The organism is Streptomyces sp. NPDC111507 (genome assembly GCF_055638955.1).
Window position 1 is genome coordinate 1 of the sequence record NZ_JBVKBU010000004.1, and the last position, 26176, is coordinate 26176.

At 71.4% G+C, this 26176-nt stretch carries 21 protein-coding genes; 7 read left to right on the top strand and 14 right to left on the bottom strand.

Annotation, left to right across the window (positions count from 1 at the left end):
- A partial coding sequence (locus tag ACZ7M2_RS17685; protein ID WP_471596045.1) for a hypothetical protein occupies window positions 1-235 on the top strand: 235 nt, incomplete at its 5' end.
- A 205-nt stretch (window positions 236-440) separates the two neighbouring features.
- Here the strand turns inward: ACZ7M2_RS17685 and ACZ7M2_RS17690 are convergent.
- Window positions 441-1448: a stage II sporulation protein M gene (locus ACZ7M2_RS17690; protein WP_095854302.1), complete on the bottom strand. Its 1008-nt coding sequence runs from the start codon at window positions 1446-1448 to the stop codon at window positions 441-443.
- Window positions 1449-1567: 119 nt separating this feature from the next.
- Here ACZ7M2_RS17690 and ACZ7M2_RS17695 point away from each other — a divergent pair, with 119 nt between their 5' ends.
- Entirely contained in the window at window positions 1568-2596 is a 1029-nt protein-coding gene (locus ACZ7M2_RS17695; protein ID WP_471596046.1) for an RDD family protein, read from the top strand.
- A 28-nt stretch (window positions 2597-2624) separates the two neighbouring features.
- Here the strand turns inward: ACZ7M2_RS17695 and ACZ7M2_RS17700 are convergent, their stop codons facing one another.
- The 9 genes from ACZ7M2_RS17700 to ACZ7M2_RS17740 all read right to left on the bottom strand — a co-directional run bounded on the left by ACZ7M2_RS17700 (window position 2625) and on the right by ACZ7M2_RS17740 (window position 13151).
- Window positions 2625-3239 carry a hypothetical protein gene (locus ACZ7M2_RS17700; RefSeq protein WP_403688676.1) on the bottom strand — a complete coding sequence of 205 codons (615 nt, stop codon included), beginning with the start codon at window positions 3237-3239 and terminating at the stop codon, window positions 2625-2627.
- 99 nt (window positions 3240-3338) lie between these two features.
- Window positions 3339-4796, bottom strand: a complete 1458-nt coding sequence (gene ahcY / locus ACZ7M2_RS17705) for an adenosylhomocysteinase (protein ID WP_352044446.1) — start codon at window positions 4794-4796, stop codon at window positions 3339-3341.
- A gap of 336 nt (window positions 4797-5132) precedes the next feature.
- Entirely contained in the window at window positions 5133-6113 is a 981-nt protein-coding gene (locus tag ACZ7M2_RS17710; protein ID WP_471596047.1) for a cation diffusion facilitator family transporter, read from the bottom strand.
- Between the two features lie 141 nt (window positions 6114-6254).
- Complete coding sequence (gene manA / locus ACZ7M2_RS17715; protein WP_471596048.1) at window positions 6255-7406, bottom strand: mannose-6-phosphate isomerase, class I; 1152 nt, start codon at window positions 7404-7406, stop codon at window positions 6255-6257.
- 84 nt (window positions 7407-7490) lie between these two features.
- Window positions 7491-8618, bottom strand: a complete 1128-nt coding sequence (locus tag ACZ7M2_RS17720; RefSeq protein WP_352044443.1) for an SIS domain-containing protein — start codon at window positions 8616-8618, stop codon at window positions 7491-7493.
- An 80-nt stretch (window positions 8619-8698) separates the two neighbouring features.
- Window positions 8699-8869 (bottom strand): Trm112 family protein, encoded by a 171-nt coding sequence (locus ACZ7M2_RS17725; protein WP_075027380.1) that lies wholly within the window; start codon window positions 8867-8869, stop codon window positions 8699-8701.
- 605 nt (window positions 8870-9474) lie between these two features.
- A complete protein-coding gene (locus ACZ7M2_RS17730) occupies window positions 9475-10836 on the bottom strand; it encodes a phosphomannomutase/phosphoglucomutase (protein ID WP_471596049.1) in 1362 nt (453 codons plus the stop codon).
- Window positions 10837-10983: 147 nt separating this feature from the next.
- A complete protein-coding gene (locus ACZ7M2_RS17735; protein WP_471596050.1) occupies window positions 10984-12600 on the bottom strand; it encodes an L-lactate permease in 1617 nt (538 codons plus the stop codon).
- 176 nt (window positions 12601-12776) lie between these two features.
- The gene (locus ACZ7M2_RS17740; RefSeq protein ID WP_054229213.1) at window positions 12777-13151 is read right to left on the bottom strand and encodes a DUF3499 domain-containing protein; all 375 of its coding nucleotides are present in this window, start codon (window positions 13149-13151) and stop codon (window positions 12777-12779) included.
- Between the two features lie 352 nt (window positions 13152-13503).
- Here ACZ7M2_RS17740 and ACZ7M2_RS17745 point away from each other — a divergent pair, with 352 nt between their 5' ends.
- Entirely contained in the window at window positions 13504-13953 is a 450-nt protein-coding gene (locus ACZ7M2_RS17745) for a metallopeptidase family protein (RefSeq protein WP_471596051.1), read from the top strand.
- A 97-nt stretch (window positions 13954-14050) separates the two neighbouring features.
- Here the strand turns inward: ACZ7M2_RS17745 and ACZ7M2_RS17750 are convergent, their stop codons facing one another.
- From ACZ7M2_RS17750 to ACZ7M2_RS17760, 3 genes are all read right to left on the bottom strand, one after another.
- Window positions 14051-15550 (bottom strand): DUF5719 family protein, encoded by a 1500-nt coding sequence (locus ACZ7M2_RS17750; RefSeq protein WP_471596052.1) that lies wholly within the window; start codon window positions 15548-15550, stop codon window positions 14051-14053.
- Window positions 15547-19224: a glycosyltransferase family 2 protein gene (locus ACZ7M2_RS17755; protein WP_471596053.1), complete on the bottom strand. Its 3678-nt coding sequence runs from the start codon at window positions 19222-19224 to the stop codon at window positions 15547-15549. The genes ACZ7M2_RS17750 and ACZ7M2_RS17755 overlap by 4 nt, the downstream gene beginning before the upstream one ends.
- A 186-nt stretch (window positions 19225-19410) precedes the next feature.
- Window positions 19411-19674: a WhiB family transcriptional regulator gene (locus tag ACZ7M2_RS17760; protein WP_003975777.1), complete on the bottom strand. Its 264-nt coding sequence runs from the start codon at window positions 19672-19674 to the stop codon at window positions 19411-19413.
- Window positions 19675-20380: 706 nt separating this feature from the next.
- Here ACZ7M2_RS17760 and ACZ7M2_RS17765 point away from each other — a divergent pair.
- The 4 genes from ACZ7M2_RS17765 (at window position 20381) to ACZ7M2_RS17780 (ending at window position 24457) form a co-directional block, all read left to right on the top strand.
- Window positions 20381-20872 carry a cysteine dioxygenase gene (locus ACZ7M2_RS17765; protein WP_054229209.1) on the top strand — a complete coding sequence of 164 codons (492 nt, stop codon included), beginning with the start codon at window positions 20381-20383 and terminating at the stop codon, window positions 20870-20872.
- Window positions 20873-20934: 62 nt separating this feature from the next.
- Window positions 20935-21894 carry a 2-phospho-L-lactate transferase gene (gene cofD, locus ACZ7M2_RS17770; protein WP_471596054.1) on the top strand — a complete coding sequence of 320 codons (960 nt, stop codon included), beginning with the start codon at window positions 20935-20937 and terminating at the stop codon, window positions 21892-21894.
- Window positions 21891-23315, top strand: a complete 1425-nt coding sequence (locus tag ACZ7M2_RS17775; RefSeq protein WP_471596055.1) for a coenzyme F420-0:L-glutamate ligase — start codon at window positions 21891-21893, stop codon at window positions 23313-23315. Before cofD ends, ACZ7M2_RS17775 begins: the two co-directional genes overlap by 4 nt.
- A gap of 128 nt (window positions 23316-23443) precedes the next feature.
- Window positions 23444-24457 carry a DNA-3-methyladenine glycosylase family protein gene (locus ACZ7M2_RS17780; RefSeq protein WP_471596056.1) on the top strand — a complete coding sequence of 338 codons (1014 nt, stop codon included), beginning with the start codon at window positions 23444-23446 and terminating at the stop codon, window positions 24455-24457.
- A 571-nt stretch (window positions 24458-25028) separates the two neighbouring features.
- Here ACZ7M2_RS17780 and manB read toward each other — a convergent pair.
- Window positions 25029-26111 (bottom strand): mannose-1-phosphate guanylyltransferase, encoded by a 1083-nt coding sequence (gene manB / locus ACZ7M2_RS17785; protein WP_471596057.1) that lies wholly within the window; start codon window positions 26109-26111, stop codon window positions 25029-25031.
- Between the last annotated feature and the right edge of the window lie 65 nt (window positions 26112-26176).

The window sequence follows — 26176 nt, forward strand, 5'->3', positions numbered from 1 at the left end:
TCTGGCGTTGATTTTTGGCACGCTGTTGAGTTCTCAAGGAACGGACGCTTCCTTTGTACTCACCCTCTCGGGCTTTCCTCCGGGCGCTTCCCTTCTGTGTTTCCAACCTTACCAGATCCGTTTTCCGTTCCGTTTCCGGTCGGAATTCATTTCCAGTGGCCGTTGGAGGGCCTTTACCTATTCGATTGCCTTCCGGCTCTCTTTCGGCGAGTCCGACTTTATCAGAAGTTTTTGACCGGCCTTACCGGCCACTCAGTCCTGAATAATCGGGAGGTGCTTCTCGGGAATCACATTCACAAGAAGCTGGCAGATCCTAACTGCCACCGTCTGGACTTGTCCAGCTCTAGGCAACTGTTCGAATCTACCTCCCCACCGGCTCCGTGTCAACGGCTCCTGTGCAGCGAAGAGGAGACTAGCAGGTCAACGGGGATGAACGCACATCAGGCGGCCGTCGGAAGAGTCGCGCTGCGCTCGGACTCGTCGACGTCACCGGTGTCGCCGGCCCGTACCGCGCGACCGCCCAGGACATAGACGTACGCGAGGAAGGCCAGTTCAGCGGCGATTCCTATGCCGACACGGGCCCAGGTGGGGAGACCGGACGGGGTGACGAAGCCTTCGATGGCTCCCGAGACGAAGAGGATCAGAGCCAGGCCGATCGCCATGCCGAGAGCGGCGCGGCCCTCCTCGGCGAGTGCCGTACGGCGCGAGCGGGGGCCCGGGTCTATCAGGGTCCACCCCAGTCGCAGACCGGTGCCCGCGGCCACGAAGACGGCGGTCAGTTCCAGGAGGCCGTGCGGAAGGATCAGGCCCAGGAAGGTGTCGAGGCGGCCCGCCGACGACATCAGGCCTATGCCCACGCCGAGGTTGAGCATGTTCTGGAAGAGGATCCAGAGAACCGGTAGCCCCAGGAAGATGCCCAGGACCAGACACATCGCGGCGGCCTGGGCGTTGTTCGTCCAGACCTGGGCCGCGAAGGACGCGGCCGGGTGGCTCGAGTAGTAGGTCTCGTACTCGCCGCCGGGGCGTGTGAGCTGGCGCAGCTGGCTGGGGGCCGCGATCGAGGACTGGACTTCGGGGTGCGTGCCTATCCACCACCCCAGGACTACGCCGACCAGGGTCGACAGGAGCGCCGTGGGGACCCACCAGTGGCGTGAGCGGTACACCGCCGCCGGGAAACCCTGCGTGAGGAAGCGGGTGACATCGCGCCAAGAGGCGCGGCGGTTGCCCGTCACGGCACCGCGCGCGCGTGCCACCAGTTGGCTCAGACGACCGGTGAGCTGCGGATCCGGCGCGCTGGACTGGATCAGGGAGAGGTGCGTGGCCGTACGTTGATACAAGGCGACGAGTTCGTCGGCCTCGGCTCCGGTGAGCCGGCGTTGGCGGCGCAGCAGGGCGTCGAGACGGTCCCACTCGGCGCGGTGGGCGGACACGAAGACGTCGAGGTCCATCGGTTCTGCTGCTCCTCGTCCTCTCGTACTGCGTGTCAGCTTGTCGTACTGCGGCGCAATGTGCCCTCAGCTTGGCAGACTGACCGTTCTCAGGGCAGGTCAGGGGAAGGACGGCGAGTGTGAGTGAGCTAGTGACGGGCGAGGCGGTGGCGCTGGAGCTGCGCCCCGCGAAACTGCCGAGCCGGGCGCTGGCCGTGCTGCTCGATCTGGCCGTGTCGATGACCGCCTATCTGATCGTCACCATCGGCCTGCTGGCCGCGACGGCAGCCTTGGACGATGCGGCGCGGATCGCGGTGTCGATCGCGAGTTTCGTTCTGCTGCTGGTGGGCGGCCCGATCGCGGTGGAGACGCTGAGTCACGGCCGCTCGCTGGGGAAGCTGGCTTTCGGGCTGCGGGTGGTGCGGGACGATGGAGGGCCGATCCGGTTCCGGCACGCCTTGGTGCGTGGTGCGATCGGTGTGGTCGAGATTCTGATGACGTTCGGGATCATCGCGTGCATCGCTTCGCTCGTGTCGGCTCGGGGGCGGCGGCTCGGTGATGTGTTCGCGGGGACCCTCGTCGTGCGGGAGCGGATTCCCGTCGGGCATACGGCCTTCGTGCCTCCGCCGCCGCCCTGGCTGGCGGGGCGGTTCTCCGGTCTTGATCTGTCGGCCGTGCCGGACGGCCTGTGGCTGGCCATTCGTCAGTACCTGACGCGGATGCGGCAGCTGGACCCTCAGGTCGGCGGGGCGATGGCGGAGCGGCTCGCGTCCGATCTGGCCTCCCGTACGGGGGCTCCGGCGCCGCAGGGGGTGTCGGCAGCCGCCTATCTGGCGGCCGTGGTGCAGGAACGGCAGGCGCGGGACGCTCGGCGGGCCTTCGGCGGCGGGAGCGCTCCGGCGGGGCCCGGTGGCCCGGGTGGGTTCATCGCCGGGATGCCTGGCGCGGGCGGCGGCCCTGTCCTGGGGCAGCCAGGCGCGCACTCCTATCCGCAGGCCTATCCGCAGGAGGGTGCCGCCTCGCCCTCCGCGTCGGCACGGGACCTCTTTCCCTCGGCCTCCCCGGTCTCGGAGGGCCCGGCGGCGTCGGCGCAGCAGGCGCCGCCGCCCGCGGCATCGCGGGACGAGCCGGTCGAACGCCCGTCGACCGGGTTCGCGCCGCCCGCCTGAACCCGCTCCGAACGGTGTACCGGCGTCGTCAGGCGAAGACCGACGGCGGGGATTCGAGGTGCTCGAGCTCCACGCCGGGCGCCGCCAGGACCACGTCTCCCGCGATGTGTACGGCGTGCTGCTCCCCCGTGTCCAGGGCTGTGACCTGGTATTCGTCCACGGTCAGGGGGCCGTTGTCAGTGGCGTGTGTTTCTCTCGAGATCAAGGCCCAGGACTGGTCGACGGTGCGCGGGGCGAGGACCGGGTCGGTGAAGGCGACGAGGCGTACGCGGGTTGCGGAGGCATCGGGGGTGAGGCGCAGGAGGCGGGCGGTGGCGACGAGGAAGGCGGGGGATGTGCCGGTGAAGGCGTGGGCGCGGACATTGCCTTCGGTGGCCTCGGTGCCTGTGGGGTCGGTGCGGACCCAGGTCACGCCGTCGAGGGCGGCGCCACGGACCTGCCAGCTCGCGGCGTGCAGTTCGAGACGGATGGGGCGGCCGAGCTCGTCGAGGGCAAGGTCGACCGAGCCGGCATGGTCGCCGGAGGGGGTGGTCAGTTGCGAGACGTAGCGCCAGCCGGAGGGGCCGGGCGCGCAGTGGAAGTGTTCTTCGGCGAGGGGGGTGTGATCGTGCGGATCATGGAGCGAATAACGACCGCGGGGCATGGGCGTTCAGGTCCTCATCGGGGACAGGCCCCCGCCACGGGGGCGGGGGCCTGCTGACATCCGTACGCCGAGCGGTGGTACCGCTGCTCGGCGGGGTGCTCAGTAGCGGTAGTGGTCCGACTTGTACGGGCCCTCGACCTCTACGCCGATGTACGCGGCCTGCTCCGGGCGGAGCGTGGTGAGCTTGACGCCGAGGGCGTCGAGGTGGAGGCGGGCGACCTTCTCGTCGAGGTGCTTGGGCAGCACGTAGACGTCGGTCGGGTACTCGTCGGGCTTGGTGAACAGCTCGATCTGGGCCAGGGTCTGGTCCGCGAACGAGTTGGACATCACGAACGAGGGGTGGCCGGTGGCGTTGCCCAGGTTCAGCAAGCGGCCCTCGGACAGGACGATGATCACCTTGCCGTCGGGGAACTTCCAGGTGTGAACCTGCGGCTTGACCTCGTCCTTGACGATGCCCGGGATCTTCGCGAGGCCGGCCATGTCGATCTCGTTGTCGAAGTGACCGATGTTGCCGACGATCGCCTGGTGCTTCATCTTGGCCATGTCCGCGGCCATGATGATGTCCTTGTTGCCGGTCGTGGTGACGAAGATGTCGCCCTTGTCGACGACCTCATCGAGGGTCGTGACCTGGTAACCGTCCATCGCCGCCTGCAGGGCGCAGATCGGGTCGATCTCGGTGATGATCACCCGGGCCCCCTGGCCACGCAGGGACTCCGCACAGCCCTTGCCCACGTCGCCGTAGCCGAGGACGACTGCGGTCTTGCCACCGATGAGGACGTCGGTGGCGCGGTTGATGCCGTCGATCAGGGAGTGGCGGCAGCCGTACTTGTTGTCGAACTTCGACTTGGTGACGGCGTCGTTCACGTTGATCGCCGGGAACAGGAGGGTGCCGTCGCGGTGCATCTCGTAGAGACGGTGGACGCCGGTCGTGGTCTCCTCGGTCACGCCGCGGATCTCCGAGGCGAGCTGGGTCCACTTCTGCGAGCCGTCGGTGATGGTGCGGTGCAGGAGTTCGAGGATGAAGCGGTGCTCCTCGGACTCGGCGGTGTCGACGGACGGGACCTTGCCGTCCTTCTCGTACTCGACGCCCTTGTGGACGAGGAGGGTGGCGTCACCACCGTCGTCCAGGATCATGTTCGGGCCGCCGGTGGGGGTGTTCGGCCAGGTCAAAGCCTGCTCCGTGCACCACCAGTACTCCTCCAGGGTCTCGCCCTTCCAGGCGAAGACCGGGACGCCCTGCGGGTTGTCGGGCGTGCCGTTCGGGCCGACGGCGATGGCGGCGGCGGCGTGGTCCTGGGTGGAGAAGATGTTGCAGGAGGCCCAGCGGACCTCGGCGCCGAGGGCGACGAGGGTCTCGATGAGGACGGCGGTCTGCACCGTCATGTGCAGGGAGCCGGTGACGCGGGCGCCCGCAAGGGGCTGCGTGGCGGCGTACTCCTTGCGGATCGACATCAGGCCGGGCATCTCGTGCTCGGCGAGGGTGATCTCCTTGCGGCCGAACTCGGCCAGGGAGAGGTCGGCGACCTTGAAGTCCTGTCGGTTGTCGACAGTCGTCATTGCGAGCTGCTCCTCGGGGTCTGGATTGGGGCGAGGTGAATACGGCTGTCTGCGCGGCGCGGGGCATACGCATGCCCGAGCAGGGCACGGACGTGCCCCGCAGCAGGGCACAGGAGTGCCTGGTGCGCGCAGCGCAGTCCGTCGGAGGCCCTCTCTCCCTCGGCCGGTCCGCGGTGGGACCGCCCGACCGCCATCAGCAGCGACGTCTGGCTCAGCCACCAAGCTACACCGGTCGCCCCGGGCTGCCCCAGTCCGGCTCCGGCCAACGGTCGTTCCGGACAAGGTGGAGGGCTCGTCCTCGGGCGGGTGAGTGCCAGGGGGACGGTGCCGGGTGGGTCAGTGCTCGGAAGGTGTCTGGGCGGGGCCCCCGGGGGTCGCTTCGGGGTTCGGTCCCTTTGCGGCCGCCGCCTCGCTGTAGATGTCCGGTTCCAGGTAGATCACGCGGGCGATCGGGACGGCGGCGCGGATGCGGGACTCGGCGGCGTTGATCGCGGTGGCGACCTCGGCGGCCGTGTCGTCGTGCTGGACGGCGATCTTCGCTGCGACCAGGAGCTCCTCCGGGCCGAGGTGGAGCGTGCGCATGTGGATGATGCCGGTGACCGTGTGGCCGTCGACGATGGAGGCCTCGATCTTCTTGACCTCTTCGACGCCGGCGGCCTCGCCCAGCAGGAGGGACTTGGTCTCGGCGGCGAGGACCAGCGCGATCAGGATGAGCAGGATGCCGATGCAGAGCGTGCCGATGCCGTCCCAGACGCCGTCGCCCGTGAGCAGGGCGAGGCCGACGCCGCCGAGGGCGAGGACCAGACCGATGAGCGCGCCGAAGTCCTCCAGGAGGACGACCGGCAGCTCGGGGGCCTTGGCGCGGCGGATGAACTGCGACCAGGAGTGCGCGCCGCGCAGTTCGTTGGATTCCTTGATGGCCGTACGGAAGGAGAAGCCCTCGGCGATGATCGCGAACACCAGGACGCCCACCGGCCAGTACCAGTGCTCGATCTCGTGCGGGTGCTTGATCTTCTCGTAGCCCTCGTAGACGGCGAACATGCCGCCGACCGAGAAGAGGACGATCGAGACGAGGAAGGCGTAGATGTAGCGCTCGCGGCCGTAGCCGAAGGGGTGTTGGGGGGTCGCCTCGCGCTGGGCCTTCTTGCCGCCGATCAGGAGCAGGGCCTGGTTGCCGGAGTCGGCGAGCGAGTGGACGCCCTCGGCGAGCATCGAGGACGAGCCGCTGAAGGCGAACGCCACGAACTTCGATACCGCGATCGCGAGATTGGCGCCGAGTGCCGCCACGATCGCCCTGGTGCCGCCTGAAGCGCTCATGTGCTCCTGCTGTCCCTTCGTACGCCGTCCGGGCCCCGTTCGTACGCTCGTACGCCGGTCCGGGCTTTGCCCGCCCTTTGCGGTGGGCCATTGTTGCAGCCCGGTCCGACGGCGGTACGTCTGGCCGCCACAGTCGCCTCGTCAGGCCACCACTGTCGCACGGAAGATCGTGCCGGCCCCGGACACCTCCGCCCTTTCGCTCGCCGGTACGAAGACCGACTCGCCGGGGGCGAGCGTGTTGCCGTCGGCGCGTACGGAACCCGACGTGCAGAGCAGGATCTGCGGGGTGTCGCGCGTGAGGTCGTGCGGGGCTGCGCCCTCCGCGAGGGCGTACCGGGAGAGGCGGAACTCGTCGATGGGGGTCGCGTAGACCTCCTCGCCGTCGGGGGACGCCTCCGGGCGCAGGACGCCGGGGTCGCTCGCCTCGAAGCGGACGACGCGCAGGAGTTCGGGGACGTCGACGTGCTTGGGGGTCAGGCCGCAGCGCAGGACGTTGTCGCTGTTGGCCATGATTTCGACGCCGAGGCCGTTCAGATAGGCGTGCGGGACGCCGGCGCCGAGGAACAACGCCTCGCCGGGCTGGAGCTGGACGTAGTTGAGGAGCATCGCGGCGATCACGCCGGGGTCGCCCGGGTAGTGGTGGGCGAGGTCGGCGTAGGGGGCGTAGGCGCCGCCGAGACGGGCGCAGGCGGCCGCGGCCTCGGTGACCGTGTGGGCCATCTCGTCGGGGTCCGCGCTCAGCACCGCCGTCAGGACCTCGCGCAGCGCCGCGTCCTCCGGGTGGGCGTGCAGGAGGTCGACGTACGGCTTGAGGGAGTCGACGTCCAGGCCGGCGAGCAGTTCGGCGGTCTCGTCGGGGCCCCGGAAGCCACACAGGCCGTCGAACTCGGTGAGGGCACAGATCAGTTCGGGCTTGTGGTTGGCGTCCTTGTAGTTGCGGTGCGCGGCGGATATCGGGATGCCGCGGAGCTCCTCGTCCTCGTACCCCTCCATCGCCTGTTCGAGGTTGGGGTGCACCTGGAGGGAGAGAGGTGAGCCCGCGGCGAGGATCTTGAACAGGAACGGCAGACGGGGGCCGAACTTGGCGACGGCCGCGCGGCCGAGTTCCGCCTCGGGGTCCTCACCGATGACCTCGTCGAGGGGACCGCGCGCCGTGCGGGAGGGGGCGCCCGGGTGGGCCCCCATCCACATCTCCGCCTGCGGTTCACCGGTCGGCTCGACGCCGAGCAGCCGCGGGATGGCGGTGGTCGAGCCCCAGGCGTAGGGGCGAACGGTGTTTTCGAGGCGGTCCATGTGTGTCGTTCTCTCCGTAGGTGCGCTGCGCTGGTCAAGAGTCCCGGGTCGGCCGAGGCCGATCCGGGATGCCTGGCTACAAGATCAGGCCCCTGAAGCGAGCGCCAGGTAAACGGCAGCGAAATCCGTGACGGCGATCAGTTCCGCGAGGGTCTCCAGTTCGGGGCCCTCCTCCGGTTCGAGCTCGCTGAGAGCGGTGTCGTGGCTGAGGGCGAGCTCGCGGGCGGCCGGGGCGGCGGTGAGGCCGCCGGCCGGGCGGTCACGCAGGAGCACCACGCGCGCGTGCAGAACCTGGGCCTCTTCCACGCGGTCGCGGAAGAAGTCGTCGGGGTCGGCGCCGGCGGCGAGTGCGCCCGAGAGCAGCACGTTGTGAGCGGCGAGCGCCTCGGGGAGTTCCGCGGTGACGGCGGGGCGTCCGGCCAGTTCCGCGAGCGCGGCGGTGAAGCGGCGGCCCGCGGGGCCCGCGGAGGTGCCTTCCGTCCAGATCACCGGGAGTGCTTCGGCGAGCTCGGCGGCGAGCGTCTTGGCCGGGTTGCTGTAGGGCGCGATGGCCGGGCCGCAGCGTTCGGCGACGCGGTCGAGGCGGTCGGCGACCTTCTCCAGCGCCTCGGGCGGGGCGGAGACCAGGCCGGTGCGGTCCAGCAGCACGAGCAACGGGGTGAGCAGGGCCCACAGGACGCCGGGGGCGGAGGCCGCGAGGGGTTCGGCCGGCTCGTACGGGGCGGTCGCCATCGGTACGAACAGGCCGTGCGTGCCCTGGACCTCCTCCACGATCGGGGTGCCGGCGGGGGCCACCGCTACGACGGAGCAGCCGCGCCGGTATGCCTGCTCGACCAGGAGTTCGAGGCCTGGTTCGCTGCCGTCGGGGGTGGCGATCAGCAGGAGGTCCACCGGGCCCGCCCAGCCGGGCAGTTCCCAGCGGAGGGCGCCGGACGCGGGGGCGACGCCGGTGGGGGTGAGTCGGATGATGGGGCAGCTGGCTCCGGCGAGGGTGCCGAGCAGTTCGGCGACGCCGGTGGCGGCCAGGCCGGGGCCGGCGATCAGGACGGCGCGTGGGCGGCCGTCCGGCTTCAGTTCCGCGATGCCGGCTTCCGTGGCGTGCCGGACTGCGGTACGCACACGGGCGCCGGCCTCCGCGGCGCCCCGGAGCAGCTCGCGACGGTCGGCGCGGGCGAGCGCCTCTGGGTCGTCGAGCAGCGATTCGTCGAGCATGGGTCGGCAGCCTCCCGATCGCCGGTGTGTTGCCTCTGTCGCCTGATTCGCCTGTGGGGTGGGTGTCGCCGGTGGGGTGTTTAACCGGGGCGGCGGGCCTCGTCGACGAGGAGTACGGGGATGCCGTCGCGGACGGGGTAGGCGAGGCCGCAGTCCTGGCCCGTGCAGAGCAACTCGCTCTCCTGCTCCTTGAGCGGGGCGTGGCAGGCCGGGCAGGCGAGGATCTCCAGGAGGCCGGCTTCGAGCGGCATGGGGGTGTCCTTTCGAACGGGGTGGATGCGGCCTGGTCAGCGTACCGCTGTGGGGGGTGGGGTGCCGGGGTGTGTGGACGTGGTGATTTCGCCCCCGCCGCCCCTACCCGGCCCATCCCCAGGGACTCCGCCCCTTCAACCCCGCCAGGGGCGCTGCGCCCCCTGGACCCCCGCACGGCCTGAACGGCCTCGTCCTCAAACGCCGGACGGGCTGAGTAATACGGGCCGCGGTGGGTGGCGGACCGGGGAGGGTGGGTGAGGCACCGGCCCCCGGCCTCGTTCTCGAACGCCGGACGGGCTGAGGAGCGCGGGCCGAGGTGGGGGGACCGGCGGGGTGGGTGGGGCATGACCCCGGTCCCGTCCTCCAACGCCGGACGGGCCGGAGTGGGCGGGCATGGCCCCTCAGCCCCTCGTCCTCGGACGCCGGACGGGCCGAGGGGCGCGGGCCGGGGTGGGTGGGGTTCGGCCTTCGGTCATGTTCTCGAACGCCGGACGAGCCGAGGCTTTAAGGGCGCGGGGAACTGCGCGCTCAGCCCTCACCCACCCGCAGCCGAACACCCCGGAGCCGAACAACCGTCGGGCGGAAACGGCACCCTGGGAGGGGGTCAGCCCCGGATGATGTGCAGGATCTCGTCCCGTAGCTTCGCCATCGTCGGCTCGTCCTTCGCCTCCGCGTTCAGGCGGAGGAGGGGCTCCGTGTTGGAGGGGCGGACGTTGAACCACGAGTCGTCCAAGGTGACGGTCAGACCGTCGAGCTCGTCGATGGTGACACCCTCGCGGCCCTCGTACGCGGCCTTGATCGCGGCGAGGCGGGCCGCCTGGTCGTCGACCGTGGAGTTGATCTCGCCGGAGCCGACGTAGCGGTCGTACTCGGCGACGAGCTGGGAGAGCGGGCCGTCCTGGCCGCCGAGGGCGGCGAGGACGTGCAGGGCCGCAAGCATGCCCGTGTCCGCGTTCCAGAAGTCGCGGAAGTAGTAGTGCGCGGAGTGCTCGCCTCCGAAGATCGCGCCAGAGCGGGCCATCTCGGCCTTGATGAAGGAGTGGCCGACGCGGGTGCGGACCGGGGTGCCGCCGTGCTCGCGGACGACCTCGGGCACCGACCAGGAGGTGATGAGGTTGTGGATGACCGTGCCGCCGCCGTGCTTGCCGAGTTCGCGGGCGGCGACCAGGGCGGTGATCGCGGACGGGGAGACCGGGTCGCCGTTCTCGTCGACGACGAAGCAGCGGTCCGCGTCGCCGTCGAACGCGATGCCGAGGTCGGCGCTCTCCTCGCGCACGCGCTGCTGGAGGTCCACGATGTTCGCCGGGTCCAGCGGGTTCGCCTCGTGGTTGGGGAACGTGCCGTCCAGTTCGAAGTACATGGGTACGAGGTCGAGGGGGAGGCCCGCGAAGACGGTCGGCACCGTGTGCCCGCCCATGCCGTTGCCCGCGTCGACCACGACCTTCAGGGGGCGGATGTCGGTCAGGTCGACGAGCGAGCGGAGGTACGCCGAGTAGTCCTCCAACGTGTCACGCTGCGTGATCGTTCCCGGTGTCGCGTCGGAGGCCGGGAGGCCCGAGTCGAGCCAGGACTCCACGAGTTCGCGGATCTCGGCCAGGCCGGTGTCCTGGCCGACCGGGGCGGCACCCGCGCGACACATCTTGATGCCGTTGTACTGGGCGGGGTTGTGCGAGGCCGTGAACATGGCGCCCGGCAGGTTGAACGCACCGGACGCGTAGTACAGCTGGTCGGTGGAGCACAGGCCGATTTCGGTCACGTCGACACCGCGTGCCGCCGCCCCGCGTGCGAAGGCGCGCGAAAGGCCGGGCGACGAGGGCCGCATGTCGTGCCCGATCACGATGGCGTCCGCTCCGGTCACCTGGACGAAGGCCGCCCCGAACAGCTCGGCCATCGACTCGCCCCACTGGTCCGGGACCACCCCGCGTACGTCGTACGCCTTCACGAGCTGCGACAGATCAGCAGTCACGGCCAACCTTCCAGAAGTCCACTTCGGTCGCCCCAAACTACCCGTACCGGCTGACAGCCCGCCGTGAAGGGGCCGATCGGACGCTCACCCGTCATCTGGGAGCCTCAACCGTCACCCGGGGGTAACGCACGGGGTCGAATCCGGCCGTCAGGGCAGCATCCAGTCGAGGACCGGTGAGCTCTGGCCCAGCACGATCAGACACATGATCAACAGCAGCCCGGCGCTCCACGGGAGCACTTTGCGCAGCAGGTCGCCCTCACGGCCCGCGAGCCCGACCGCCGCACACGCGATGGTCAGGTTCTGCGGCGAGATCATCTTGCCGAGCACTCCGCCCGAACTGTTGGCGGCGGCGAGCAGTTCGGGCGACAGCCCCGACTCGTGGGCCGCGCTGACCTGGAGGGCGCCGAAAAGGGCGTTCGCCGAGGTGTCGGAGCCGGACACCGCCACCCCGAACCAGCCCAGAACGGGTGACAAGAAGGCGAGCCCCGCTCCGGCCGCCGCCACGTAGTGGCCGATCGTGGCCGCCTGTCCGGAGAGGTTCATGACGTAGGCGAGGGCCAGGACGGACGTCACGGTCAGGATCGCGAACCTCAACTCGCGCACCGTCGCCGCCCATTCCTCGGCCGCCACGCGCGCGTGCACCCCAAGTACGACGGCCGTGCACAGTCCGGCGAGCAGGACGAGGGTGCCGCCGGTCGACACGAGCGGGAGCGTGAGGACATTGCCCCCGACCGGCTTGCCCTCGGGGGTGACGACGTCCAGGAAGGGCCAGTCGTACATACGGGTCGCGTGCGCCAGCCAGTCCTTGACCGCCGGGATCTGCGCGATCGAGAAGATGACGACGATCAGCGCGTACGGGGCGTACGCGCGCACGACCTCGGGGCGCGGGTCCTCCTGGTCCAGGTCCTCGCTGCGTACGCCGGTGAGGACGGCCGCTCGTACGGGCTCGGCGGCGGGCCTGCGCGTGTGCGGTACGGCGACCAGGGCGGCGGCGCCCGCCAAGGACGCGCCGATGTCGGCGAGTTGCGCGGAGACGTAGTTCGAGGCGGCGAACTGGGCGGCGGCGAAAGCGGCTCCGCACACCAAGGCGGGCACCCAGGTCTCGCCCAACCCGCGTCGGCCGTCGACCAGTCCGACGAGCACAAGGGGCACGACGAGGGCCAGCAGCGGGGTCTGACGGCCCACTACGGAGGCGACGGAATCCAGTGGCAGGCCGGTGACTTGGGCGAGGGTGACGACCGGTGTGCCCATCGCGCCGAAGGCGACCGGCGCGGTGTTGGCGACGAGCGCCACCACGGCCGCGCGCACGGGGTCGAAGCCGAGCGCGACCAGCATCACCGAGCAGATCGCGACAGGCGCGCCGAAGCCCGCGAGGGCTTCCAGAAGCGCGCCGAAGCAGAAGGCGACGACGAGTGCCTGGATGCGCGGGTCGTCGGACAGTCGCCCGAACGAGCGGCGCAGGACGTCGAAGTGCCGGGTGCGGACGGTCATCCGGTACACCCACAGGGCGTTGACGACGATCCACAGGATGGGGAAGAGGCCGAAGACGGCTCCCTGGGCGGCGCTGGAGAGTGTTTGGCCGACCGGCATGCCGTAGGCGAGCCAGGCGACCAGTGAGGCGGCCAGGAGGCCGATGAGCCCGGCCCGGTGCGCCTTCATGCGGACGCCGCCGAGCAGGACGAGGACGATCACGAGGGGCAGGGTCGCGACGAGGGCGGAGAGACCGAGCGAGTCGGCCACGGGTTCCAGTTCCTGGACGTACACGGGCGCCTCCCCGGATTCCGCCGCGCGGGGGATTTCCGCGATGCGGAAAGCGTTTTCTCACGGGTGAGGAAATCGCCGTGTCCGCGACAAGCCCTCGTCAATGGGCGCGCACGATGCGGTGGAGCCGAGGGAGAAGACTCAGCAGGATCGACCCTGGATACGGAGGGGGCGGACGCTCAGTTGTCCGGCGAGCGCAGCACCCGTAGGTGGCCGCGGCGCGCGACCTCCATCGGGTCCGCCGAGCGGGCGCCGCCACCGGCCTCGGCGGCGCGCTGCTGCGGCCTGGCCGCCTCGCGCACCGCGTTGGCGAGCGCTTCCAGATCGTCACCGCTGGGGCGGGAGGGAGCGGAGGCGTCGGCGAGCCGGACGACCTCCCAGCCACGCGGCGCGGTGAGGCGCTCGGAGTGCTCGGCGCACAGGTCGTAGCAGTGGGGTTCGGCGTAGGTGGCGAGCGGGCCGAGGACCGCGGTCGAGTCGGCGTAGACGTACGTCAGCGTCGCGACGGCGGGGCGGCCGCAAGCGGTTCGCGAACAGCGACGTACAGGGCTCACGAGGTTGGACGGTACCGCACTCTTGAGCGGGCCGCGACGACTCTCCCCCAGGTCACCCCACCGTGTCGTGCTGTGAGCCCGCCCACACAAGCCTTCGGACCGCCCGTCCTGACCTGGGGCGACATCCTGCGACGAGATGCCGAACAGACCTGAATCCGGTCACCACTTGGTGCAAACCACGTCAATTGCCATGTGAGTGACGGTCCCGGAGGGATACGGAATCGAGCCCAAGCTTGGCTGGAATGGTCATCCTGCGACATCCGGAACATGCGCCGGGCTTCCTGACCCGGGCCGTGGGCAGCCGCGTGGGGGCCCGGCACGCGGACCTCGTGGGGACTACTCTTCGTCAGTGATGGACACCCCTGCACAGCCCACCGCCGCCGCACCCGGGCCCCGCCGCCGTGATCGCCACGGAAGGGGCATGCGCGGCCCCGTGGCGCCGCCCCAGGTGCCGCTCGCCGCGAGCCGCGCCGAGGTCTTCGCGGACCTGGTGCAGGACTCCGTGGAACGGCTGGAGCGGCGCTGGCCCCAACTCGCCGACATCGACTTCATGGTCCTCGAAGTGCCCCGCCTCGACGGCTCCGGCGAGGCCTGGAGCGACGAGGCGGTGCCTCTGGGGGGCACGATCCCGGCGCACGAGGGCCATCCCGCGCGCGTGGTCGTCTACCGTCGCCCGGTCGAGATCCGCACCAAGGGCCGCGACGAGCGCGCGGCGCTGGTGCACGAGGTCGTCGTGGAGCAGGTCGCGGAGCTGCTGGGGCTGACACCGGAGACGGTGGACCCGCGCTACGGCGAGGACTGAGGCCCGCCCGAGCAGTACCGGGAGCACGGTCACGGCGCCACCGGGTCCCCCTTGCCACCGGGTCCCCTTGAGGACCCGGTGGATCACCCGTACGGGATCACTTCTTCAGCAGCACCGACAGATCCTGGTCCGCCTCCGGTACCGCCACCGTCCCGCGGTCGTCCGGGAGGGTCTGGATCGTGAACCCGGGGACGCCCTCCTGCGCGGAGGCGAGGGTCCGGGAGGCGTAGACGGGGCCTCCGGAGACGGGCTCGACCGTCAGGGCGTACGTCCCCTTGAGACCGGCCGGGACCGGTGCGTCGACGTCCTGGGTCGTACCGCCCTTGATCGTGTACGTCTTCGTCGCCGCCGTACCGCCCTCGCTGCCGGCGGACGCGGTGACCTTGACCTGGGCGCTCTGACCGGGGGCGGACAGGGCGAGCGTGGTGCCCTTGGAGCTGTTGTCGGCGACCGTCGCGCGCGCGCCGACCGGGCTGGTGGCCGGGATGAACGCCATTTCCTGCTTGCTGCCCTTGCCGCGCACCACTTGCAGGGCCGCGACGACCGGCGCCGAGGTTCCGGTGGAGGTGAGCACCAGGGAGCCCGCCTCGCCGCGCGTGACGTCGCCGAGGTCGGCCGCCGCGGTCATGCCGGCCTTCACATGCAGCGTCTCGTTCCCGGCCGGTGTGATCAGGCCCGAGGGCGAGGCGAGGCGGACCTTCAGGTCGGCGTCCTGGTCGCCGGGCGCGAAGGCGACCAGCCGCACGGCCGTGGCGTCCTTGGGGATGCCCGGCATGACGAGGCTGCCCGCCGGGTCGGTGGAGGCGGCCAGCCAGTCCCCGCCGGTCTTGTCGTCCAGGGCCTGGACGGCGGCGCCGACGCGGCCGCTACGGACGGTCACGTGGACGGTGAGGTCGGTCTGCTGCCCGCTCGCCAGCGTGCTCAGCAGGATCGGCTCGCTGGCGTGCGGCTGGACCGTGATGCCCTCGCCCACCGTGGTCTTGAGGGTGCCGTCCTTGCCGTACAGCTCGACGTCGACGACGGCCGCCGAGTCGTCGGGGTTGGTCAAGTGCACATAGTCGGTGCGGCTGGTGGCGGTGCTGACACCCGGGAACCAGAACTCGGTGTCCGGGGCGGTGCAGTTGGTGCCGAGCAGACCACGGCCGGTGCCCGCGGCGACCGCGGTGGTCTCCTGGACGGTCCAGCCGGGCGCGAACTTGCCCTCGGCGGTGCCGACGAGGGCGGGCGGCTCGGCTCCGGAGCCGTCACCGGTGGCCGGCTTGCCGGGCTCCGCCGGCTTCAGGGCGGGCTTCACGGTCTTCTTGCCGGTCTTCTTGCCACTTGCGGAGTCCGCCGACTCCTGGGCCGCGGCCTGCAGTTCGGCCTTGCCACTGTCGGCGGCGCCCTGGGTGACGGGCGTGTACGACGTGTAGGCCGTCTCCGCGATCTCGGAGGTGCTGGGCTGCGGGCAGAGCAGGCTGGTGCGCTCCACGGGCTGCTGGGTGGCCGCCTTGGCGGTGTTGTCGCCGGAGGCGGCCGGCGCGTTGAGCGAGGCGAATCCGGTGACGGCGGCGAGCGCGGTCGCGCCCGCGATCAGGGACAGGGTGGTGCGGTTCACTGCTGGCTCCCGTCGGGGCGCTCACTGTCGGTGCCGTGCGGCGGCTGCGGGGGCGTGTTCGGGTCGTAGCCGGCGTCGTAGCCCTGGCCGGTCCCGTCGTAGCCCTGGTACGTCTGCATCGGGTCGTACGGTGCCGTGCCCCCGTAGGCGTACGGGTCGTACTGGCCTGCCTGGTAGGGGTCCGCCTGGTACGGCTGCTGCTCGTAGGTGCCCGCCGGGTACTGCTGCTGGCCCTGGTACTGCTCGCCGCCGTAGGTGCCGTACTCGGCGCCCGCGTAGGTCGACGCGTCCCACTCGTCGTACGCCTGCTGCTGCGGGACCGATACGGGCGTCCGCTCGGCCTCCTCCTCCGGAGGAGGAAGGGTGCCCTCTTCCTGGACGGCCTGGTCGGACTGCTCCGCCTCGGCCTCGGCCTGGGCACGCAGGCGGCGGGCGCGGCGGCCCTCGCCCGTCACGTCCTGGGCGGGGACGACCGGCTCGTCGGGGAGGTCGTCGTCGACGTCACGGCGCCGCCCGGGCAGGGCGAGGACCACCAGGACGACGGCGAGCGCGCCCTGGGCCCACAGCCAGCCGGTGTGGCTCATCGGGGCGTCGAAGGTGACGTCCAGCCTGCCGCCGCTCGCGGGCAGTTCGAAGCCCTGCGCCCAGCCGTCGACGGTGGTGCGGGTGAGCGGCTTTCCGTCCAGGGACGCCGTCCAGCCCGCGTCGGCCGTGTCGGCGAGGCGCAGCACGCGGCCCTCTCCCCCGGAGGGGATGGTGGTGTGCAGTTCGACCGGCCCGGCGGCGATGGACAGGGCCTCGCCCGACTTGGGGACGATCGAGGCGCGCGAGACCTGGCTGTCCAGGCGCCACAGGGCGCTGCCGTCCTGCTGGCTGAGCCGGGTCAGGCCCGGGGTGGCGTCCAGGACGCGGCTCATCTCGCGGGGTGCGCCCTTGCGGACCAGGACGTAGCGCACGGCGAAGCCGCCGAGCTGGTCGGCCTGGTCGGCGCCGGAGCCCGCGACGAGGTTGGCGACGACCTTGTCGAGCTTCTTGTTCTCCCCGCCTTCGGCCGCGAGTTCGCCGTCGCCCATGCGGGCGCCGGAGCCGCGGACGAGGGTGTAGCCGACGCGGGCGCCGGAGTCGCTGTCGAGGACGAGGGTGCGGGCCTGGTCGCGGGTGCCGCTCTCCTCGGCGACGAACGCGGGCACCTGCACCGGGTCGCGGCGCTCCACGGGGCCGTCGGCGCCGCCGAGGACCCATCCGGCGGCCACCAGCAGCGGGCCGGCGGCCGAGGCGAACGCGATGAGCGCTGCGACCGGCTGGCGCCAGCCGAAGCTCTGCTCGGCCACCCGCGCGCGTGCCCCGTCGGCGCCGAGCGTGGCGGCGGCGAGCAGTGCGAGGCCGTAGACGAGGGTGGCGGGTCCCGCCCAGGCCGACTTGTTGGACAGCACTGCGAAGACGAGCGCCACCAGGGCGACGACCCAGGCGGCCCACACCGCGCGCTGCCGCTCGCTGCGCATCAGGGCGGCCAGTGCGGCCAGCACGATGCCGATGAGCATCAGTCCGCCGACCGTGCCGGGACCGCCGGGGCTGGCGCCGAGCAGGTCGAGCGCGGAGGCCGCGCTCGCACCGTAGGGCATCCCGGCTTCCTTGAAGAAGCCGAACGGGAGCAACGTCAGCGACCAGGGGGCGAGGACCAGCAGCGGGGTGCCGAGCTGGGCCAGGAAACGCAGCCCGTAGGCGGTGATTTCCCTTCGGCGCACTCCAAGGAGGGCGATTCCGAGAACCAGCGCGATGGGCCACACGATCGGCGTGAACGCCGTGGTGAACGTCAGCAGGAGGGCGTACGCCCAGGTGGCGCGCCAGCTGCCGCGCGCGCCGGAGGAGTGGGCCAGCCCGCTGGCGGCGATGCCTGCGCGCGCGATGAGCGGCAGCAGGATCGCGAGAACGGCAGTGCCGATGCGGCCGCCGGCGAGGGCGCCGGCGGCCGCGGGCAGGAAGGCGTATGCCACGGACGCCCAGGCGCGCAGCAGGCGCGACTCGACGAGGGGGCGCGAGGCGAAGTACGCGGCGAAGCCGGCCAGTGGGACGGAGGCCACCAGGAGCACGGTGACCGCGAGCCCGGTGGAGCCGAGGAGCAGGGTGGACAGCAGGGCGACGAGCGCGAGGTACGGCGGCGCGGTCTCCGTGCCGCCGGCGCCCACCGGGTGCCAGCCGTCGGCGTAGCGCGACCACAGCTCGGAGGCGTCGGCGGGCGCGGGCAGCAGCGCGCCGCCCGCGAGCGACCCGCTGCCGAGCAGGCCGCGGCAGGCCAGGAGGGAGACGAACAGCAGCACCAGGAAGAGCATCGGGCCGGGGTTGCGGGCGATGCGCTTGAGCCGGGCGAACTGCTCGATCTGCAGGAAGTCGGCGTCGTCGCCGCCGGGTCCGGACTCGACGGCGCCGCCGTGCCGTCCGGCGCCGGTGGTGGCGTCGGGGTCGTCGCTGCCCATGAAGTTGCCCGCGACCTGCTCGACCGTGGCCCGCACGGTGGCGCCGGGCGGCGGGAACAGGGCGCGCAGCTCACCCTTGTCGACCTGGGGGCGACCGCGTCTGCGGCGGCCCGCGAGGATCCGCTCGGGGCGCAGCAGGGTTCCCAGCAGGCCGCGGATCTCGTCGACGGCCTGTCCGGGGACCTTGCCCACGAGGTAGGCGACGGTGCGCAGCAGGGTGCCGAGGACGAGCCGGATCAGGATCCAGGGCAGCTGTGCCGTACGGGCGTTGACGAGGAGGGTGTAGACGGCGCCCGCCTTGTCGACCTTGTGCGGGGAGGCGGCGGTGCGGCCCACGCAGTCGACGGTGCGGCGCTCGCGGGAGGCGGCCTCGGCGTGCCGGACGACCGCTTCGGGGGCGACGAGGACGCGGTGTCCGGCGGCCTGGGCGCGCCAGCACAGGTCGACGTCGTCACGCATCAGGGGCAGTCGGCGGTCGAAGCCGCCGAGTTCCTCGTAGACGTCGCGCCGGATCAGCATGCCGGCGGTGGACACGGCGAGCACGGGGTGGACGTGGTCGTGCTGGCCCTGGTCCTGCTCGCGGCGGTCCAGGCCCGTCCAGCGGCGGCCGGAGTTGGCGATGGTGACGCCGATCTCCAGGAGCGCTCGCCGGTCGTACCAACCGCGCAGCTTGGGGCCGACCACGGCGACTTCCCTGCCGAGCTCCTGCTCGCTCTCCACGACCCGGAGCATCTGGGCCAGGGCGTCGGGCTCGGGGGCGCTGTCGTCGTGCAGCAGCCAGAGCCACTGCTCGGGCTCGCCGTGCGGGAGCTCCGGCATGTCGTAGGCGTCGTCGCGCCAGGTCCGGGTGACCGGGTCCCAGCCGCTGGGGCGCTTCAGATAGGGCAGGTCGTCCGGAGTGAGCACGCCGGCGCCGCGGATGGCCTCCTCGACGGCCTGGCCGAAGCCGGTGCGCCGGGCGAGGTGCAGCACCCGGTCGGCGCCGAGTGCGTCGGTCAGCAGCTGGGCGGAGTCGTCCGCGCTGCCGGTGTCGGCCGCCACGGCGTTCTGCACCGGGCGCTCCTGGCCGAGCAGCCCGGCGAGCGCTTCGGGCAGCCAGCGGGCGCCGTCGTGGGAGACGAGGACCGCGGTCACCACGTGGCGCGGAAACTCAGGTGTGGCGGCGTCGTGTGGGACTGCCGACTGGCTGTGCACGGACATCGAGGTACAGGCCCCGGTTCGATGGACTGCGGTGGACGTCTGTGTCCGGCGGGGACAGCGGGACGTCTCGGACGAGGGCCCACACTAACGGCTGGGCAACACAGCGGCCCGCCGCCTGTGGATAACCCACCTGCGACGGGCCGTTCTTACCTGCCGGTATCGGTACGAGGGGTGCGCGCCGTGCGGTCAGACGGCGGCCTTCTTCAGCCTTCGGCGCTCGCGCTCGGACAGACCGCCCCAGATGCCGAACCGCTCGTCGTTGGCGAGCGCGTACTCCAGGCACTCGGAGCGGACCTCACAGGCGAGACAGACCTTCTTGGCCTCGCGGGTGGAGCCGCCCTTCTCGGGGAAGAAGGACTCGGGGTCGGTCTGGGCGCACAGCGCGCGCTCCTGCCAGCCGAGTTCCTCGTCCGCGTCGTCGACCAGCAGTTGCTGCACCAGCTCGGTCATGTGCGCCCCTCGTCTGTCTTTCGCGTCCCCGTGATGCTGCCGTTACCGATTTCGGCTGAACGACACGAGTGAAATTACAAGTGTGCCGATCCGGGCCAGTCAAGCCGAGATCTGCTATTGGGCCCCTTATTCACTCTGCGGAACCAAGGCTATGCGGAAAGTGTTCAAATCGGCATAAACCCTGACAGCCCCAAAGGGCCCGTCCGGACTCCCGACCCGCTACTGGGAAGGACGACCAGAAGTTCGATCTCGTTCCGACGCGGACTCCGAAGCGAACCGGATCACATTTGGATCACGGGATCGCATCGAGGTTTGTGCGCCCGGTTGTGCGCCATGTGTCCGGGGCGGCTCCAGAGCAAACCTTTCGCCACACAGGTGAACCGGATGAGGTGAAACATTTCCCACATAGCGGACATCAAGTTGACAGTCGACGTGTGAACCGATGTCCTTATGGGCATGCTCGCGAACTTGGCACTCACCTCGACCCGCACCGCCGGGTCCCACGGTGCTGCCCGCGCTCGCTGTAGCTGTTGTTGCTGTCCCAGCTGTTGAGCCGTACCGCGCTCCGGCTGCCTCGCCGCCACTGAGGCGAATCCCCGCCCCGCTTCCGGGGCGATCGCCCGTACCAGGGCACCCTCCCCGTCCGTGACCCGGACGGAAACGGCCCCGCGACACCCCAGCTCTCCGCCGAGGAACCACCGCACCCATGAACAGCGACAGCGACCTCCAGATCGCCGGCGACATCCTCGAAGTACCGCACCTGCTCCAGCCGCCGCGCGAGCACCCCGCCACCGTGTCCGAGTTCGTCGGCCTGGCCCGCTCCATCGCCGCCGACCGCTCCCAGTGGGAGCACCTCGTCCAGTACGACGCGACCTCCCGCTGGTACCACCGGCTGCGCACCGGACCCGGCTACGAGGTGTGGCTGCTGTCCTGGGTGCCAGGACAGGGCAGCGGACTCCACGACCACGGGCGCTCCTCCGGCGTACTCACCGTCCTGGAGGGCGCGTTGACCGAGCGCACGGAGCGCGACACCCGCGCGTTGGGGGCAGGATCCCAGCGGGTGTTCGCGCCGGGGTACATCCACGAGGTCGTGAACGACTCCCTGGAACCGGCCGTGAGCCTGCACGTTTACTACCCGGGTCTTACCGAGATGCCGATGCATTCGGCCCAGTGCGCCCCGGCCGTCGTCACTGCCTGAGGGCGCCCGCGGTCTCGTAACCGCCTCACGCGTTGTCGTACCCGCCTGCCAGACTGAACCCCATGCGCATTGTGGTTCTGGCAGGCGGTATCGGTGGTGCCCGGTTCCTGCGTGGTCTCCAGCGGGCCGTGCCGGACGCGGACATCACGGTCATCGGCAACACCGGCGACGACATCCATCTCTTCGGCCTGAAGGTCTGCCCGGACCTCGACACGGTGATGTACACGCTCGGCGGCGGCATCAACGAGGAACAGGGCTGGGGCCGGACCGACGAGACCTTCCACCTCAAGGAGGAGCTCGCGGCCTACGGGGTCGGACCCGAGTGGTTCGGGCTCGGCGACCGCGACTTCGCGACGCACATCGTGCGGACGCAGATGCTGAGCGCGGGCTATCCGCTCAGCGCGGTCACGGAAGCCCTGTGCGACCGCTGGAAACCGGGCGTCCGGCTGATTCCCATGTCCGACGACCGTGTGGAGACCCATGTCGCCGTCGAGATCGACGAGCAGCGCAAGGTGATCCACTTCCAGGAGTACTGGGTGCGGCTGCGGGCATCCGTGCCGGCCGAGGCCGTGGTGCCGGTCGGCGCCGAACAGGCCAAGCCCGCACCGGGTGTCCTGGAAGCCATCGCGGAGGCGGACGTCATCCTCTTCCCGCCGTCCAACCCGGTCGTGTCCATCGGCACGATCCTCGCCGTGCCCGGCATCCGGGAGGCCATCGCCGACGCGGGCGTGCCCGTCGTGGGCCTCTCCCCCATCGTCGGCGACGCGCCCGTGCGGGGCATGGCCGACAAGGTGCTGGCGGCGGTCGGCGTCGAGTCCACGGCCACGGCGGTCGCCGAGTACTACGGCTCGGGGCTCCTCGACGGCTGGCTCGTCGACACGGTGGACGCGTCCGCCGTGGAGCGGGTCGAGGCGGCCGGGATCCGGTGCCGGGCCGTGCCGCTGATGATGTCCGACCTGGACACCGCGGCACAGATGGCGCGCGAGGCGCTGACGCTGGCGGAGGAGGTGCGGGAGTCATGAGCGGACGGCTCTCTCCGGCTTCTCCGGCTTCTCCGGCTTCTCCGGAACAAGTTGCGGAAGATGTTTCCGAACACGCTCTCGGACAAGGGCGCGCGGGCGACCAGGAGGTGGACGCCTTCGTCGCCTCTCCCGGCTACCGGGTCTGGGCGCTGCCCGGGCTCCCCGAGGTTCGACAGGGCGACGACCTCGGCAAGTTGATCGCCGTCGCCGAGCCCGGGCTGGTCGACGGGGACGTTCTCCTCGTCACCTCGAAGATCGTGTCCAAGGCCGAGGGACGCCTGGTCGAGGCCACCGACCGGGAGGCCGCCATCGACGCCGAGACCGTACGGGTCGTGGCGCGCCGCGGGGCCCTGCGGATCGTCGAGAATCGGCAGGGGCTCGTGATGGCCGCCGCCGGGGTCGACGCCTCCAACACCCCGGCCGGCACCGTCCTGTTGCTGCCCGAGGACCCCGACGCGTCCGCGCGGGCCATCCGGGGCGAGCTGCGCGACACCCTCGGGGTCGACGTCGGCGTCGTGATCACCGACACCTTCGGGCGGCCCTGGCGCACCGGGCTCACCGATGTCGCCATCGGCGCCGCGGGCGTACGGGTACTGGACGATCTGCGCGGCGGCACCGACGCGCACGGCAATCCGCTGAGCGCGACCGTCGTCGCCACCGGCGACGAGCTCGCCGCCGCCGGTGACCTGGTCAAGGGCAAGGCCTCCGGACTGCCCGTCGCCGTCGTGCGCGGGCTGCCCCATGTGGTCGCCGAGGACGACGGGGAGGGGACACGGGCGATGGTGCGGGGCGCGCGCGACGACATGTTCCGGCTCGGCACGTCGGAGGCCGTACGGGAGGCCGTGACCCAGCGGCGTACCGTACGGGCCTTCACCGACGAGCCGGTGGATCCGGGCGCCGTGCGGCGGGCCGTGACCACGGCGGTCACCGCTCCCGCGCCGCATCACACCACTCCCTGGCGGTTCGTGCTCCTGGAGTCCGAGGAGTCGCGTACGCGGCTGCTCGACGCCATGCGGGACGCGTGGATCGCGGATCTGCGGCGGGACGGGAAGAGCGAGGAGTCGATCGCCAAGCGGGTGCGGCGCGGTGATGTGCTGCGCAACGCTCCGTACCTCGTGGTGCCGTGCCTCGTCATGGACGGGTCGCACACGTACGGCGATCCGCGGCGGGACGGGGCCGAGCGGGAGATGTTCGTGGTCGCCGTCGGCGCGGGGGTGCAGAACTTCCTCGTCGCGCTCGCCGGGGAGCGGCTCGGATCCGCGTGGGTGTCGTCGACGATGTTCTGCCGGGATGTCGTACGGGACGTGCTGGAGCTGCCGGAGGGGTGGGATCCGATGGGGGCCGTGGCGGTCGGACATGCGGCGGAGGAGCCTCGGGCTCGGCCCGAGCGGGATGCCGGGGCGTTTGTCGAGGTGCGGTGAGACCAGGTGTGGTGCGCCAGGTGTGGTGCGCCAGGTGTGGTGAGAGTGGTGTGCGTCGAGAGTCGGGTGTTCGGAGAGGGTGAGCGCCTACTCTCGTAGGGCACCCCGAGTTCCCTAGGACCCATTTCGTGGCTGGACGTTTCGCTCCTCGGCCGACGCGTACGACGGTGCGCGGCGGGCATGTCGCCGTGCCCGCGGATGCCTCCGGCGGAGTGCCTCGGCAGGCCGTCGCACCTGGGCGTACGCGCACCTGGACGCCGCCCTGGCCGGTCGATCTCGGACTCGTGCTCGGGCCGCTGCGGCGTGGACCCGGCGATCCGACCTTCCGCGCGACGCCGGACGGGGCCGTGTGGCGGACCAGCCGGACGCCCGCCGGGGCCGCGACGCTGCGGGTCTCGGCGCGGGGTGGGGTGGTGCGGGGCGAGGCGTGGGGGCCGGGGAGCGAATGGCTGCTCGAACAGCTCCCCGAGATGCTCGGCGCGGCCGACGATCCCGATGCCTTCGAGCCTCGTCATCGGCTGGTCGCCGTCACGCGGCATCGGCGGCCGGGGTTGCGGCTGACGCGTACCGGGCTGGTGCTGGAGTCGCTCATTCCGTCCGTTCTGGAGCAGAAGGTCACGGTGGACGAGGCGTATCGGGCATGGCGGTTGCTCGTACGGAAGTTCGGGGAGTCTGCGCCGGGGCCCGCGCCGGAGCGGATGTCCGTCATGCCGGAGCCGCGGACGTGGGCGCTGATTCCCTCCTGGGAGTGGCATCGGGCCGGGGTCGACAACAAGCGGGCGTCGACGATTCTGCGGGCCGTTCGGGTGGCGGGGCGGCTTGAGGAGGCGGTGGGGATGGAGCCGGGGGCTGCGCAGGCTCGGTTGGAGTTGGTGTCCGGGATTGGGCCCTGGACCTCGGCGGAGACCGTGCAGCGGAGTCATGGTGCGGCGGATTCGGTGACCGTGGGGGATCTTCATCTGCCGGGGATCGTGGGGTACGCGCTGGCGGGGGATCGGGATGCGGACGACTCCGTGATGCTTTCGCTGTTGGAGCCGTATGCCGGGCAGCGGCATCGGGCGGCTCGGTTGATTCTGTTGTCGGGGCGGGTGCCTGCGCGACGGGTTCCGCGGATGCCGCGGGGGGATATCGGGCGGCTGTAGTCGCCCCGGGTGCGGGCCGGGAGTCACTCGCCCCCGCCGCCCCTACCCGTCCCATCCCCAGGGGCTCCGCCCCTTCAACCCCGCCAGGGGCGCTGCGCCCCCTGGACCCCCGCACGGCCTGAACGGCCTCGTCCTCAAACGCCGGACGGGCTGAGTGATACGGGCCGGGGTGGGTGGCAGACCGGGGGGTGGGTGGGGCATCGGCCCCCGGCCCCGTTCTCGAACGCCGGACGGGCCGAGTGGTTCAAGCCGGGGCGGGGTGGGGGGTGGACCGGGGGGTGGGTGGGGCATCGGCCCCCGGCCCCGTTCTCGAACGCCGGACGGGCTGAGTGGTTCGGGCCGGGGTGGGGCGGGGTGGGTGGGGCATGCCCCCGGCCCCGTCCTCGAACGCCGGACGGGCTGAGGAGCGCGGGCCGGGGTGGGTGGGGTTCGGTCTTCGGCCGTCCTTGAACGGCGGTCGAGCCGAGGCTCCTAGGGGCGCGAGGAACTGCGCGGCCGGCCCCCACCCACTCGCAGCCGAACACCCCACGGACAAAAGCGCCCCGCCCAGCCCGGAGCCGGTCTGGCCGGTCTACTGGTCCGACGAGAAGCGGAGCGCCCCCGCTGGGATCTTGGCCTCACACCAGACTCTTACGCCCTCGCGGAGTTCGTTGTCGGGGCCGACCACCGCGCCGTCGCCGATGACCGCCCCGGAGAGGATGGTGCGTTCGCCGATGTGGGCGCGGGCGCCGATGAGGGAGTCGGTGATGACGGCGCCGGGTTCGACGACCGCGCCGGACAGGATCGTGCTGCCCGTGATGCGGGCGCCTTCACCGATGCGCGCGCCGTCGCCGACGACCGTGCCGCCCGTCAGCTTCGCGTCGGGGGCGACCCTGGCCGTGGGCAGCACGAGACGGTCCCCGCAGCGGCCCGGGACCGCCGGGGAGGGGGCGCGGCCCATGACGAGGTCCGCGGAGCCGCGTACGAAGGCCTGCGGGGTGCCCAGGTCGAGCCAGTAGGTGGAGTCGACCATGCCCTGGAGGTGGGCTCCGGTGGCCAGGAGTTCGGGGAAGGTCTCGCGTTCCACCGAGACCGGGCGGCCGACGGGGATCGTGTCGATGACCGAGCGGCGGAAGACGTACGCCCCGGCGTTGATCTGGTCGGTGACGATCTCCTCGGGGGTCTGGGGCTTCTCCAGGAAGGCCGTCACGCGGCCTGTCGCGTCCGTGGGGACCAGGCCGAACGCCCGCGGGTCCTCGACACGGGTGAGGTGGAGGGAGACGTCCGCGCCGGTCGTCTCGTGGGTCGCCACCAGGGCCCTGATGTCCAGGCCCGTCAGGATGTCACCGTTGAAGATCAGGACCGGCTCGTCGGGGCCGGAGTGCAGGCGCGCGGCCACGTTGCGGATCGCGCCGCCCGTACCGAGGGGCTCCTCCTCGGTGACGTACTCGATGTGGAGGCCCAGCCCGGAACCGTCACCGAAGTACGGCTCGAAGACCTCGGCCAGGTAGGAGGTCGCCAGGACGATGTGCTCGACGCCCGCCGCCCTCGCCCGCGCCAGCTGGTGCGTGAGGAACGGGACACCGGCCGCCGGAACCATCGGCTTGGGGGTGTTCACCGTGAGCGGGCGCAGTCGGGTGCCTTTGCCCCCGACCAGGAGGATCGCTTCTGTCACCTGTCGTCTCTGCTTCCTGCCGGGACCGGCCGAAGGGTGGTTCGGCCGGCCAGTGTATGCAGTCC